At 42.3% G+C, this 14833-nt stretch carries 12 protein-coding genes and 1 riboswitch; of the genes, 8 read left to right on the forward strand and 4 right to left on the reverse strand.

Going from position 1 to position 14833, the window contains the following annotated elements; all coding sequences use genetic code 11:
• Positions 1 to 287: 287 nt before the first annotated feature.
• Complete coding sequence (locus VY86_RS25650) at positions 288 to 551, forward strand: hypothetical protein (protein WP_052760780.1); 264 nt, start codon at positions 288 to 290, stop codon at positions 549 to 551.
• Positions 552 to 1146: 595 nt separating this feature from the next.
• Here the strand turns inward: VY86_RS25650 and thyA are convergent.
• From thyA to rppH, 4 genes are all read right to left on the reverse strand, one after another.
• Complete coding sequence (gene thyA / locus VY86_RS04785; RefSeq protein ID WP_046974112.1) at positions 1147 to 1941, reverse strand: thymidylate synthase; 795 nt, start codon at positions 1939 to 1941, stop codon at positions 1147 to 1149.
• Entirely contained in the window at positions 1938 to 2813 is an 876-nt protein-coding gene (lgt, locus tag VY86_RS04790) for a prolipoprotein diacylglyceryl transferase (protein WP_046974113.1), read from the reverse strand. Before lgt ends, thyA begins: the two co-directional genes overlap by 4 nt.
• A 75-nt stretch (positions 2814 to 2888) precedes the next feature.
• Positions 2889 to 5135, reverse strand: coding sequence for a phosphoenolpyruvate--protein phosphotransferase (ptsP, locus tag VY86_RS04795; RefSeq protein ID WP_046974114.1), 2247 nt, complete (start codon positions 5133 to 5135; stop codon positions 2889 to 2891).
• A 9-nt stretch (positions 5136 to 5144) separates the two neighbouring features.
• The gene (rppH, locus tag VY86_RS04800; RefSeq protein ID WP_046974115.1) at positions 5145 to 5675 is read right to left on the reverse strand and encodes an RNA pyrophosphohydrolase; all 531 of its coding nucleotides are present in this window, start codon (positions 5673 to 5675) and stop codon (positions 5145 to 5147) included.
• A gap of 113 nt (positions 5676 to 5788) precedes the next feature.
• Positions 5789 to 5892: riboswitch (TPP riboswitch) on the forward strand.
• 72 nt (positions 5893 to 5964) lie between these two features.
• Here rppH and thiB point away from each other — a divergent pair.
• From thiB to VY86_RS04835, 7 genes are all read left to right on the forward strand, one after another.
• On the forward strand, positions 5965 to 6978 hold the full coding sequence (thiB, locus tag VY86_RS04805; protein WP_046974116.1) for a thiamine ABC transporter substrate binding subunit: 1014 nt from the start codon (positions 5965 to 5967) through the stop codon (positions 6976 to 6978).
• Entirely contained in the window at positions 6954 to 8558 is a 1605-nt protein-coding gene (thiP, locus tag VY86_RS04810) for a thiamine/thiamine pyrophosphate ABC transporter permease ThiP (RefSeq protein WP_046974117.1), read from the forward strand. Before thiB ends, thiP begins: the two co-directional genes overlap by 25 nt.
• Positions 8551 to 9288 carry a thiamine ABC transporter ATP-binding protein ThiQ gene (thiQ, locus tag VY86_RS04815; RefSeq protein ID WP_046974118.1) on the forward strand — a complete coding sequence of 246 codons (738 nt, stop codon included), beginning with the start codon at positions 8551 to 8553 and terminating at the stop codon, positions 9286 to 9288. Before thiP ends, thiQ begins: the two co-directional genes overlap by 8 nt.
• A gap of 79 nt (positions 9289 to 9367) precedes the next feature.
• The gene (locus VY86_RS04820) at positions 9368 to 9703 is read left to right on the forward strand and encodes a hypothetical protein (protein ID WP_046974119.1); all 336 of its coding nucleotides are present in this window, start codon (positions 9368 to 9370) and stop codon (positions 9701 to 9703) included.
• A gap of 388 nt (positions 9704 to 10091) precedes the next feature.
• Complete coding sequence (locus VY86_RS04825; RefSeq protein WP_046974120.1) at positions 10092 to 11096, forward strand: TauD/TfdA family dioxygenase; 1005 nt, start codon at positions 10092 to 10094, stop codon at positions 11094 to 11096.
• A gap of 12 nt (positions 11097 to 11108) precedes the next feature.
• Positions 11109 to 12026, forward strand: a complete 918-nt coding sequence (locus tag VY86_RS04830) for an AEC family transporter (RefSeq protein ID WP_046974121.1) — start codon at positions 11109 to 11111, stop codon at positions 12024 to 12026.
• A gap of 288 nt (positions 12027 to 12314) precedes the next feature.
• Positions 12315 to 14663, forward strand: coding sequence for a DNA polymerase II (locus tag VY86_RS04835; RefSeq protein WP_046974122.1), 2349 nt, complete (start codon positions 12315 to 12317; stop codon positions 14661 to 14663).
• Positions 14664 to 14833 lie beyond the last annotated feature (170 nt).

Genomic DNA, 14833 nt, shown 5'->3' on the forward strand with positions numbered 1-14833 from the left:
GTAAGACATTCTATTTATTTTAAAAACAGAATAAACACATAATTGAATTTTATGTGAGAGTGCATCAATAAAAAAATAACAATATATTATTGTTACATTTAAATTGCGTAGAGCCTCGCAAAAATCAATAAGGATAGACGTTTTTGTTTATTATTATTGTCATGCATTGTAAGCTTATATGGCTATAAGGAAGAAGTTTCATCAATATAATCAAAAAAAACTCTTCACATATCGTATCCCACGCAGAATACGATAAACGAACCGACTACTAATGGAGAAACCAGAGAATGATCAATTTTGCAGTCGTTCAAGAACGGGCTAGCGCTCTGTTTTCAGAGATCCCTTGGCTGGCCTACATCGATACCGTAGAACAATATAAAGAAGCGCTGGATTTAACTGATGAGCTTTTCAAAGATTACGACAACAACAAAGGGCTAATTGAGATTCTAGCTACAGTAATTGAACGTTATGAAGATACCGCCCCTGAATTTGCAGAATTTAATCAGGCTATTAAAAATATCCCTACGGGGTTGCAACCTTGCGGGTTCTGATGGATCAACACGGCTTTAAACAAGCCGACCCTAAAAACGAAATCGGGAAAACCTCCCTCGTATCACAATCCTGGGTGGAACTAGGTCGCTGATAGTAACCCATATAAAAGCCTTAAATACACGTTTTAAGGTTTCTAGTGCAGTTTTTATCGATTAGCTTTATCTGTTCCCTCAATTAATTGAGTAACAAAAGGATTTTTTTAAACTTTATATGTTACACCCGACGTTCCCTGCGTCTGCAAAGTGCTTCTTCAGGGGTTATTTTTCTACCTTCTATAATGTCTTTCTTAGACAACATTGTGATTTTGAGCAACGCTATCGCCTGTTGTTCCGTGTTTCTATCGGCCAGTTCTCTCTCACTTTCCGCTACTGGTTGAATAATCAATTTAGATACCTCGTTATTAGTGACAAACAGACTACTCTCGAAATATTCAGGGTTGTTGGGCAGATCTCTGACTTTTTTCTGAGAAATAGTATTTATGGTCTTTTTTCTCTACTTCTGCGTGTCTGTATTTATATCATCAAAATCAAAAGGGAGACAATTTATAATAAATTGTCTCCCCCCCCCCCAGATTTGTTGCTAATAACCGAATAACTAAATAGCAACCGGTGCCTTTATTCCTGGATACGGGTCATAATCGACAATTTCAAAATCATCAAATTTATAATCAAAAAGTGATTCCGGTTTACGCTTTATGATCAATTTTGGCAGTGGACGCGGTTCGCGACTAAGCTGTAACTGTGTCTGTTCCATATGGTTGTTATAAAGATGCGTGTCACCACCAGTCCAGACAAAATCGCCCACTGCCAGATCACACTGCTGTGCCAGCATATGAACCAACAATGCATAGCTGGCAATATTGAACGGCAAACCAAGGAATACATCACAGGAACGCTGGTAAAGCTGGCAGGAAAGTTTGCCATCCGCAACATAAAACTGGAAGAAAGCATGGCATGGCGCTAATGCCATTTTATCCAGTTCACCAACGTTCCAGGCCGATACAATGATCCTGCGTGAATCCTGATCGCTTTTAAGCTGTTCCAGCACTGTTTTCAGTTGGTCGATCTGGCGGCCATCCGCTGTTCCCCATGCACGCCATTGTTTACCATACACAGGCCCCAAATCGCCGTTTTCATCCGCCCATTCATCCCAAATAGTGACACTATTTTCATGCAGGTATTTGATATTCGTATCACCATTCAGGAACCAAAGAAGCTCATGAATAATTGAGCGGATATGACAACGTTTAGTTGTCACCAGTGGGAAACCATCCTGCAAATTGAAACGCATCTGATGCCCGAAAATGGAGACAGTCCCCGTCCCGGTGCGGTCTGCTTTCGGAGTGCCTTCTTCAAGCACTCTTTTCATTAAGTCCAGATACTGTTTCATTTTACCTCTTGTACCTTATTACCTTGGTGTTTGTATGCCCATATCATCATTAAAACTCCCGCCAGGATCATTGGAACAGAAAGAATCTGTCCCATGCTGATTCCATCGAATAAACCCAGTTGTGCATCCGGTTGACGGAAGAATTCCACTATTATCCTGAAAACACCGTAGCCAATTAAGAACAGGCCGGAAACACTGCCCATTGGACGAGGTTTACGGATATATAAATTTAAAATAATAAACAGGACGATCCCCTCTAACGCCATTTCGTAGAGTTGTGAAGGGTGACGGGGAAGAACGCCATATTGTTCAAGTATTGATAACAGTGAAGGATCAGTTGCTGCCAGTGCAATATCTTCACTACGGGAGCTTGGAAACAACATAGCCCACGGTGTATCCAATGTGACACGCCCCCACAATTCACCGTTAATAAAGTTACCGATTCTCCCCATTCCTAAGCCAAAAGGGACTAACGGTGCAATGAAGTCAGCAACTTTTAAGAAGTGGCGTTTAGTTCTGCGGCCAAATAACCACATTGCGCAGATAACACCCATCAAACCACCGTGGAAAGACATTCCTCCATCCCAAACTTTAAACAAATAAAGCGGGTTATCGAGAAAGGCAGGGAGATTATAAAACAGTACGTAGCCAAGACGGCCACCAACAAAGACGCCAACAAATCCCGCATAGAGCAAGTTCTCTACTTCATTTTTTGCCCAACCACTATTGGGTTTCGCAGCCCTGCGTGTCGCCAGCCACATGGCGAATACAAACCCCACCAGGTACATAAAACCATACCAATGAAGGGATATGGGGCCTATTGAAAAAATAACCGGGTCAATATTAGGAAATGCCAGGTAACTGTTACTCATCGTTCCCCACTTAATATTTAAAATGAATACCCTAAGGCAAATGATTGCGGATCATAGCACAGGCCGTTAAGCGGATTAAATTCCGCCTCTGACCAAACCGCCAATCCCATGCCGCTCCATAAACGTTGCTGACAGCTCCTTTACTCTTAGGCTGGTTTCAGCCTGTAGTACTTCGGTCATTAACTGCTCAACCTGAACCATCTCCAGATGACGTAATAAATATTTAATCCTTGGCACACTACAACCACTCATACTCAGGCTGCGATAGCCAAGGCCAATTAATAGCAGAGCACCCATAGGAGAACCCGCCATTTCACCACAAATACTGATAGCAAGACCTGCTTGCCGGCTATTTTCAAATACCAGTTTTAATGCCCGAATCACAGCCGGATGTAGACAATCATAAAGGGAAGCGACATGGGTGTTGTTCCGATCCACAGCCAACAGATACTGTGTCAGGTCATTGGTTCCAATAGAAACAAAATCGACTCTGCTCTTCAGTTGTGGCAAGAGAAAAATAACCGAAGGAACTTCTATCATCACGCCAAGCTGCGGCATAGGTATCTGATGCGCCAGAATTTGCTCAACTTCCTCTTTCGCTCTGTCTATCAACCTCTTAGCTTCATCAATCTCTTCCATGCTGGTGACCATTGGCAGCAGAATTTTCAAATTACCGCTATTAACATTCGCTCTGAGCATAGCCCTAAGCTGAATAAGAAAAATTTCCGGTTGGTCCAATGTCACCCGTATACCACGCCACCCCAAACAAGGGTTCTCTTCGCTGATAGGCATGTAAGGCAGTTGTTTATCCGCACCAATATCAAGTGTACGTAATACCACCGGTTTATCAGGAAATAATTGCAGCATCTCCTGATAACGGGCTTTTTGTTCATCTTCTGAAGGGAAACCACAGTGCAGCATAAAGGGTATTTCGGTTCGATAGAGGCCAACACCATCAATATTATTGCCTATATGTAACTCATATTTCAGGCTCAGACCCGCATTAAGTTGAACAAGAATACGCTCACCACTTTTGAGCCGCGCTTCCTGATCAACATCCCCTTCAGCCAGTTTGCTAAGTGCTTTTTCTTCTTCGATGATCTGTTTATATTCCTGAGAAATTAACGGTTCAGGTTCAATAAAAACTTCTCCGCGGAAACCATCAAGAATCAGCATACGATTGTGCAGAAGTTCCGGCTGGATATCAGCCCCCATAATAGCCGGGATACCCATCGCACGAACCAATATGGCAGAGTGTGAATGCGTCGCGCCATCACGAACAATAACCCCTGCTAATCTTTCCTGCGGCATTTCTGCCAATAGGTTAGCACTCAGTTCATCAGCAACCAGAATAAACCATTCAGGCCACTGATGGCTAACTGTCGGTGAATCATCCAGATGAAACAGTAATCGTTGCCCAAGTGCCCGCAGATCCGATGCCCTTTCCCGCATATAGGCGTCCTGTAAGCTGGCGAATTGCTCTGCGTATTTCTCAATAACTTGTTTAACCGCCCATTGCGCGACAAATCCCTGCTCAATACAAGAAAACAGATCTTGTTTCAGTTGAGGGTCATTCAAAAGGTAGGAATAGAGATCAAAAATCGCGGCACTCTCTTTTTGAGAGCCGGTAGTAAAACGCTTACTGAGCCGCCGGCATTCCGCCATCGTATCTTCAAGTGCCTGAATCAGACGAGAGCGTTCCGCAGCATGATCAAGGGTTGATGCTTCAAAAATTTGTTCAAGTGAAGGCTGGGAACAATCCTGCCAACCCTGGGCCATGACGATGCCACTGGAAATTGCCAACGCTTTAATTCGAGTCTGCCGGTAGTGACCAAACAACCCCTTGGTCTGAGCCTGAGCAAGAATCACAGCCAGTTGTGTCGCAAGCGTCACCATAAAGGATTCTTCGGTCTCATTAAACAAGCGTTGTTCCTGCTGTTGAACGACCAGAACGCCTTGCAACTGACGGCGATAAATAACGGGAACTCCCAAAAAAGCGCGGAAGTTATCTTCCTTAACCTGAGGCAGATATTTGAAACTTGGATGACTGCGTACATCCGCCAAATTAATCAGTTCAGATAATTGACCAACTTGTCCAACCACTCCCTCACCAAATGCCAGGCTGATAATTCCTCCCCGGGGTTTCCTCAATCCTCGGGTTGCCATCAGGTAATAACACTGCCGTTGATGATCAGCAAGATAGATAGAGCACACATCGGTGCTCATCGCCAAGCAGGTCTCATTCACCAATAGCTCAAGCGCTTCGGCCAGATTGGTTGCCATAGCAACTTTTTCAACAATTTCCCGTAAGCGCATAAGCATGGAGCTAACCTAACTTCTTTTGCGACGATAAGAATATGAAGAACGCGACAACGATATGCTTTCTTGCATTGGCATCACAACCGAAGCAAATTCCTTCATCACACGCCGGTAAACATCGCGCTTAAAAGAGACAACCTGCCGGACAGGATACCAATAGCTGACCCAGCGCCAGCCATCAAACTCCGGGGTATTACTGTGCTGCACATTAATATCTTCTTCATTACAAAGCAGTTGTAATAAAAACCACCGCTGCTTTTGGCCAATACAGACAGGTCTTGTATCCCAACGCACCAAACGCTTGGGTAATTTGTAACGTAACCAATTACGAGTAGAGGCCAGAACGCGTACATCTTTCCGACCTAAACCAACTTCTTCATACAGTTCCCGGTACATAGCCTGCTCTGGTGATTCCCCCGGATTAATCCCCCCCTGAGGGAATTGCCAGGAATGTTGCCCATAACGCCGGGCCCACAAAACCTGGCCTTGTCGATTACAAATTACAATTCCTACATTCGGGCGGTAGCCATCATCATCGATCACCAGACTACCTCAATAAACTAAATTTGAAAGATGACTAATTGTTTCACACTACCCTCAAGTGGTAAACCTCTATCATTGGACTTTGCAGTCGCTAGCTAAATCTCTACAATAGCGCCATCTCAACGGGGTGCTGGCTGTTTAAAACAGTCTTGCTGAGAGTAACCCGCCGAACCTGATCCGGCTAATACCGGCGTAGGGATTTGAGCTGCTAATTGTTTCACAGAAATTATCTTTCCGTTTAGCGCACCCTCAGATCCTTTGCCAATCCTCTTAAATTAAGGAGAGCAAAGTGTTTAAGACGTTATTTTCCAAATTAATCGTACTGACGATACTGTCAGCCTCTGCTTTGTTATTGAGTCAAGTTGCACAGGCAAAGCCGATATTAACTGTCTACACCTATGATTCTTTTGCCACCGAATGGGGACCAGGGCCTGCGATTAAGAAAGCATTTGAAGCTGAATGTGACTGTGAACTGAAATTTGTTGCTCTGGAAGATGGTGTGTCTCTGCTCAACCGCCTCAGAATGGAGGGAAAGCGCACGACTGCCGATATTATCCTTGGTCTGGATAACAACTTGATTCAAGCGGCCCAACAAACCGGTCTGTTCACTGAAAGCCAAGTGGATACTCACAAACTGAAACTGCCTGTGCCATGGAATAACAACGTATTTATTCCTTATGACTATGGTTACTTTGCCTTCATTTACAACAAAAATACGTTGCCAAATCCGCCAAAGAGCATGGATGAACTGATCAACAGTCACAATAACTGGAAAGTGATCTATCAAGATCCCCGTACCAGCACACCAGGACAAGGTTTGCTGTTGTGGATGCAGAAAATTTATGGTGATGATGCCCCACAAGCCTGGCAAAAACTGGCAAAGAAAACACTGACAGTCACCAAAGGCTGGAGTGAAGCTTATGGTCTGTTCCTAAAAGGCGAAGGCGATTTGGTCCTGAGCTATACCTCTTCACCGGGCTATCACATTTTGTCTGAGAAGAAAGACTATTATGCTGCGGCAACGTTTAGTGAAGGTCATTACCTGCAAGTCGAAGTTGCCGCCCAACTGGCCTCCAGCAAGCAACCGGAACTTGCCCAGAAATTTATGCAGTTTATATTAACTCCGGCTTTCCAACAGGAAATTCCAACCACTAACTGGATGTATCCGGTGATTGATATCCAACTACCAGAAGTTTATTCACAGCTTTCAATACCAGAAAAATCGTTACAGTACCGCGCGGAAGACGTCGCAAAACACCGTAATAAATGGATTCGTGCATGGCAAAGCGCTGTCAGCCGCTGATAGCCGGATGGCTGTTGCCGGGGGCGATTGCCTCCGGTCTTTTGCTATTGGTCGCTTTACTGGCATTCGGTACACTTTGGTTTAACGCGCCTGAAGGCGACTGGTATTTGCTGACAGAAGATCGCTATTTGTGGCATGTGGTGCGTTTTACATTCTGGCAAGCTTTTTTATCGGCTCTGTTTTCTGTTACACCCGCTATTTTTCTTTCCCGAGCACTCTACCGCCGTCATTTTCCGGGCCGAACCTTGTTTCTGCGCCTGTGTGCTATGACGCTGGTTTTGCCTGTACTGGTCGCTCTGTTTGGCATTCTGACTGTCTATGGCAGAGTCGGCTGGCTGGCGCAGTTCTGTGAATGGGCCGGTATTAATTACCATTTCACACCTTACGGTTTACAGGGAATTTTGCTGGCGCATATCTTCTTTAATATGCCACTGGCAACACGGCTGTTACTGCAATCACTGGAAAACATTGCGGTGGAACAACGGCAGTTAGCCGCACAGTTAGGCATGAATGAATGGCAACATTTTCGTTTTGTTGAATGGCCTTACCTGCGCCGCCAAATCCTGCCAACCGGCGCGCTGATTTTTATGCTCTGCTTCGCCAGTTTTGCCACAGTGCTGGCTTTAGGTGGCGGGCCTGCGGCAACGACTGTCGAGCTGGCAATCTATCAGGCGTTAAGCTATGACTACGATCTCAGCCGTGCCGCGTTACTGGCTTTGATTCAGCTGACTTGCTGTCTTGGTCTTGTTCTTCTTAGTCAGAAACTTAACAGTGCTCTATCCATCGGCTATAGCAATCAACAGCAGTGGCGTAATCCACAGGATACTTTGCTGAGAAAAATCTGTGACAGCATGTTAATTATCGCAGCATTGTTACTGCTGGTTCCCCCATTGTTGGCTGTTGTTGTGGATGGTCTGAACAGCGGGTTATTTAACGTATTGTGCCAGCCTGTATTGTGGCAGGCATTTATCACATCCGTTGTGATTGCTTTAGGTGCCGGATTACTGTGCGTTTTGTTCACGATGCTGCTGCTGTGGAGCAGCCGCGAGCTGTACCTGTGTTATTCACCCCGCTGGGGACAAGCGATGGAAATAAGCGGTTTGTTGATCCTGGCTATGCCCGGCATCGTGCTGGCAACCGGTTTCTTTCTACTCCTTAACGACACCATCGGCTTGCCCCGCTCACCCTATGGTCTGGTGATTTTAACCAACGCACTGATGGCAATTCCTTATGCATTGAAAGTTCTGGATAATCCAATGAAAGATCTAGCAGCCCGCTATAATCCGCTGTGCAGATCCCTAAATATTCAAGGTATTAACCGACTGTGTTGGATTGAATTAAAAGCACTGAAAATCCCGCTGGCGCAAGCTCTGGCTTTTGCTTGTGTCCTTTCGATTGGGGATTTTGGTGTTGTCGCGCTGTTTGGTAATGAAGATTTCCGTACACTTCCTTTCTATCTGTACCAGCAAATAGGGGCTTACCGTAGTCAAGATGGCGCAGTCACCGCCTTATTGCTGTTATTGTTGTGCTTTATGCTGTTTAGTTTACTTGAACGCTTACCGGGACGACGTCATGCTTAAACTTGAGAATCTGACTTACACCTATGAACATCTGGTGATGCTTTTTGACTTACAGATTCAGGCTGGGGAGCGTATCGCCGTTCTTGGCCCCAGTGGAGCAGGTAAAAGTACATTATTGAATTTGATCGCCGGTTTTCAAACAGCAGAAAAAGGCTCTATATGGCTGAACGGGGAAAATCATACCAATACGCCGCCTTCTCAACGCCCGGTATCCATGTTATTTCAAGAAAATAACCTTTTCTCTCATCTGACGATTGAACAGAATATTGGGTTGGGATTACATCCCGGCTTACGCCTTAATAGCAAACAGCAACAGACGTTACAGCAAATAGTTTCCCAGGTTTCTTTGGAAGATTGCCTTACTCGTTTGCCTGCTCAACTTTCTGGTGGACAACGACAACGGGCAGCATTAGCGCGTTGTTTAGTACGCCAGCAGCCAATTCTGTTACTTGATGAGCCCTTTTCTGCTCTTGATCCAGCACTGCGTAATGAAATGCTGGTATTGCTGGAACAAATTTGCAATGAACGCCAGCTTACCTTGCTGATGGTTTCACATAATCTGGATGATGCCGCCCATATAGCTAACCGCTCTTTATTAGTTGTTGATGGCAATATTCATTATGACGGATCAACAAATGCATTGGTTGCCGGTACTGTTTCTGAGGCCGCTATTTTGGGGAGGAAAAAAGACGATTTTGTTAAAGCAATTTACAAATCAAAAGAAAACTAGCTGAAGATTAATGGGTTTCATACGGAGAAGTTATATCTAATCGATTAGATCATATAGATAATTTATTAAAGAGATAAAAATGAAAATAAAGTTTACAGACATCATAACATTTGTAGTATTGTCATTATTATCTTTTCTTATTATTAACGGATTTGCCTTTGATATTCAGGAGCCTTATTTCGATTTTGGTTATGTTGATTGTGAACTTTGGCAATATAAAGAGGGCGGTATTGATATAATAAATTCTTTATTTATTTTAACTCCACTTATTCCTTTTTATATTGCATGTTTTTACAAATCATTCGTTTTATTTAAAAAAAACAAAATCAGATCTGTGATTTACTTCGTTTTTGCCGCTGTTTTTGTTCTTTATTGGTTCTATACTTACTACGCTAGATTTATGCTTTATTGCTAGACGGGATAAGCGTAATGGTGTCTAACCTGGCGGTTTTATAAGTTTAATCCGCATTTTAATTTTATTAAAAATTCCCTATAAATGACTTAAATTTACCACATTTAACAGAATAATTAATCTATAATCGTAAATTAATCTATTACTTTATTAATGTACATTAATGTATTTAACTTAAATCTTAGACGTTCAAGTTACCAGAATCATTATCTATTATAAATATAATGCTATCGCATCTTAATAGTTACAAAAAAACCAAATTTAATCATTTGATTTAAGGTGATTCACATCACACTATCTATTAATTTTGGTTTTAAAACTGAATAATATATGTAACATATTCCTGCTTTTGAGGTTATTTAACATTATTATTTTTCAAAGAGAATGATAAATGGATTATCAGAATTTATTTCAATTAACCACACAAGAAAAACATGACCTCTTTTTAGCATTAAATAAAATTGGTTATGACCCCACCGGGGGTGATTTATATATTCACGCAGTAAGATCTGCAATGATGTCTTTTTTACCTGTAAGGATAATATCAGCCCTGAATAAACAGCGGGCATCTATAAATCCCAGGCCATATATAATTTTAAAGAATACGCCAATAGACTGTGAAATATTCTTCTCTCCATCACCAAACCAATATACTCCCTCAGCAAAATCAGGAAATATTAGTGAAAATCTTTTAACAGGTATAGCGTCACTCATTGGTGAACCCTATTCGATGTTTTTTGAAGGTAAAGAATTAATTAATAACCTGATTCCAACTCATGAATCGAAAAATGAATATACGGGCTTAGGGTTTGATGTTGAACTTGACTTTCATATTGAAAATGCAGCTTTAAAACATTTAGAACAATATAATGTTTCGCCCCTAGGTTTACTGCTTACAGGAATCAGGAATGATCCCAATGGCCCTCTGACACGGATATCCGATTCACGTTTATCCATTGCTCAATTAAAGAAAGAAGATATAGAAACATTAGCACCCCCCTTGTACAGCATTAAATTACCTTACCGCTGGAAACAATCCACATTAATTGAGAAAGAAGAGACCCATCTTGTCCCGCTGATATCAGAAAATCATATATTACCCGACATCAGCGCTGTATTTTATCCCGGTATGATAACAGCAAGTACAACTAAAGCTGAAATTGCTCTGGAAAAATTCTACAGCTTAATTAAAGAAAATTCAGTAGGAATACATATTAACCCTGGAGATTTAGTATATATAGACAACAGATTCACTTTGCATTCAAGAGATAAATTCATGCCAACATTCGATAATATAGGAACACCATTACGTTGGTTGCAACGTGTATTTATATCACCAAATCTTTGGAATCACAGATATTTAAACCAAATAGAAAATAGAGTTTTTTCTATTTAGAAGGATCTTCAGATGCTAAATGTTTTCTTTTCAATTCTGCCTATATTCCTGCTAATTATTCTTGGTTTCTTATCTAAAAAATATATAAAAGATGTTTCTAATTTCTGGCACTTTTCAGATAAATTTGTTTACTATCTATTTTTTCCTTGTTTATTAATTTTAGATATTAGTGAAGCTAATTTTTCTGGTTCTGATAACTTCTATCCAATAGTATCAACGATAAGTTCCACAATAATAATCGCTATTATTATTTTCTCCGGTCGATTTTTCTTTAATACTACACCAGCTCTATTTACTTCTATATTTCAAGGTGGGGTTAGATATAATTCCTATGTTTTTATAGCACTTTCACAATCACTATTCGGCAGTGAGGGCGTTGCATTATCTGGTTTTTTTGTAGCCTATATGATAATTATCACGAATATTATGAGCGTACTGGTAATGAATCATTATGGTAGTGGAAGTAAAAAAAACCTCAGTAGTGCTATTTTTGCGTTAGCTAAAAATCCACTTATCATTGGCGCAATCATTGGTGTGTTACTAAACTTCTTTAACATTCATATTACTGGTTCAATTAAGCAACTTTTTATCTATCTATCCAATGCAGCCACACCATTAAGCTTAATGTCTGTAGGTGCCGGATTGATCATCAGTATGCATATAAAAAAGCTACTTTCGATCTCCTATGCAACAATACTCAAGCTGGTTGTCATGCCACTTATCACTATCTTGATAATTAAATATTTAGGTTCGTCAGGCGTGCCTGCGAATATTGCTATTCTATATTCCGCCGTGCCTTGTGCCGGCAATGCCTATATATTAGCCAGACAAATGGGCGGCGACCATGAGGCAATGGCATCTATTATCACATGGACTACATTATTATCCATCATTACTGTAACTTTAATTCTTGGTAGTATGGAATTATAGAAATACACTTAAGAATAAAGCTATATAATATTAAAAACGTATTGCTAAGAACGAATACAATACGTTTTATATTACTATACTCTTACAGATATATTCAATAATACCTGTCTATCTCATTAGGGATATTTTATTTTCCGTTCTTTGCAATAAAGAGATAATTTCGGCAAGGCCTCGATTATCATTTATACACCACATCACGATATAGTGAGATTAGACAACTGTATAAATAACCATTATCCAATGCTATAATTGTAGTTATTTTCAACAAATATAAGTGCCAGTCTCTATATGCAACAGAATCATGCTGAACAAGGTTTTATACTGACACGCCACTGGCGGGATACTCCCTCGGGTATTGAGGTGGAATACTGGCTGGTGACAGATCAAGGGCCACGTCATATAAAAATTCTTCACCAACAAGCTGTTGCTTTTATCCCGCAAGCCAATATGCCGCAGGTGGAAAAAATTCTGGCGCAAGAGCGCAACTACCATCTCCGCCCACTTTCATTAAAAGATTTCAATCGCCAGCCTGTTGCCGCGCTTTATTGCCAGCAATATCGCCAATTACAACGGATTGAGAAAGTGCTACAGCAACAGGGAATTCAGGTTTATGAAGCAGATATCCGTCCACCAGACAGGTTTATGATGGAACGTTTTATCACTGCTCCCATCTGGTTCAGTCAGGCACCTAATGGCGGCTATCAGATGAAACCCAACCCAGCTTATCGCCCAACATTGAAATGGGTATCCCTGGATATTGAAACCAGCCAGCATGGAGAACTGTATTCCATTGGATTAGCAGGATGTGATCAGCAAAAAGTATTTATGCTTGGCCCTGCTAACGGTAATAAGCACCCGGTAAATTTCGATTTGGAATATGTAGCAAGTCGTCCGCAAATGGTGGAAAGACTTAACGAGTGGCTGGAAAAATATGACCCTGACGCCATTATTGGCTGGAACCTGATTCAGTTCGATCTGCGGATTTTACAAAAACATGCTGAACGCTACGGCGTTCCACTGAAATTTGGACGGGCCGGAGGGTTACTGGAGTGGCGGGAGCACGGCTTTAAACCGGGGCACTTTTTCGCTTCCACCGCCGGTCGATTGATTATTGATGGTATTGAAGCACTGAAAACCGCTACCTGGAATTTTCCTTCTTTCAGTCTGGAATATGTCTCGCAAGAACTATTGGGCGAAGGCAAAGCCATTGATACACCCTATCAGCGTATGGATGAGATTGACCGTCGATTCCAGCAAGATAAGCCCGCACTGGCACAATATAATTTGCAAGACTGTATTCTGGTAAACCGGATTTTCGATAAAACCCACTTGATGGGGTTTCTGTTGGAAAGGGCAACAGTTACCGGTCTCGCCGTAGATCGCAGTGGCGGTTCAGTCACCGCTTTCACCCATCTTTACATGCCAAAAATGCACCGCATCGGTTATGTTGCCCCAAATCCAGGCGGGAAGCCCGAAGATAACAGCCCCGGCGGTTTCGTGATGGATTCTCGCCCCGGCTTGTATGATTCAGTACTGGTGCTGGATTATAAAAGTCTGTATCCCTCAATTATCCGCACTTTTCTTATCGATCCTGTCGGTATGGTGGAAGGTCTGGCACAGCCGGACAGCAAGCATGCAGTTCCCGGTTTTCGCAATGCCTTCTTTTCCCGTACTCAGCACTGTTTGCCTGATATCGTGACGCAAATCTGGTATGAACGTGACGCAGCAAAAAAACAGCATAACGCCCCATTGTCACAAGCATTGAAGATCATCATGAACGCTTTCTACGGTGTTCTTGGGGCAGAGGGCTGTCGTTTCTTCGACCCGCGCCTGACGTCTTCCATTACTATGCGCGGCCACGAAATTATGCTCCAGACCAGAAAGCTGATTGAATCTCAAAACTATCAAGTTATCTACGGTGATACAGATTCCATCTTTATATGGCTGAAACAGGCACATGAAGAAGAACTGGCTCTCAGCATCGGTAAAGAACTTGCACGATTTGTTAACCAATGGTGGCAAAAGCACCTGCAAGAACACTTTGGGCTTAAAAGCACCCTTGAGTTGGAATTTGAAACTCACTATCGCCGCTTTCTGATGCCAACCATCCGTGGAGCTGAACAAGGCAGTAAAAAGCGTTATGCCGGTCTGAGTGGTGACCGCATGGTCTATAAAGGTCTGGAAACGGTACGCACTGACTGGACACCTCTGGCGCAAGATTTCCAGAAGCAACTGTATTCACTGATTTTTCATAAGCAGCCTTATCAGGAGTTTATCCGTGGTTATGTTACCAGTACCCTAAAAGGAAAATTTGATGATAAACTCACCTACCGTAAAAGGTTGGGCCGTAAGTTGTCTGACTATCAGCGCAATGTACCACCCCATGTGAGGGCAGCAAGGCTGGCAGATGAATACAATCTGCAACATAACCGGCCCTTGCAATACCAAAATGGCGGTTGGATAAGCTATGTCATGACACAATCCGGGCCGGAACCACTGGAAAATCTGCATTCACCACTGGACTATGATCACTATATCAACAAGCAACTTCAGCCTATCGCTGATGCTATTCTGCCATTTTTACAGGATGATTTTATAACTTTGCTCACCGGGCAAATAGTAATGCCTTTTGGCTGATTACTATTTGGCTGGTTACTATTTTTTGCAGGTGACGACCGGCTTTGCTTCCATTAACATATCGCCCCTTTAACGAATGATTAGGGGATTTATGGAGCATCTTGCTATCTGCCCATTATCTTCGTTAGATCAAATAAAAGCTGTCGTCCTTCACCTATAAATAACATTTA

The sequence above is a fragment of the Photorhabdus thracensis genome (assembly GCF_001010285.1).
Lineage (GTDB): Bacteria > Pseudomonadota > Gammaproteobacteria > Enterobacterales > Enterobacteriaceae > Photorhabdus > Photorhabdus temperata.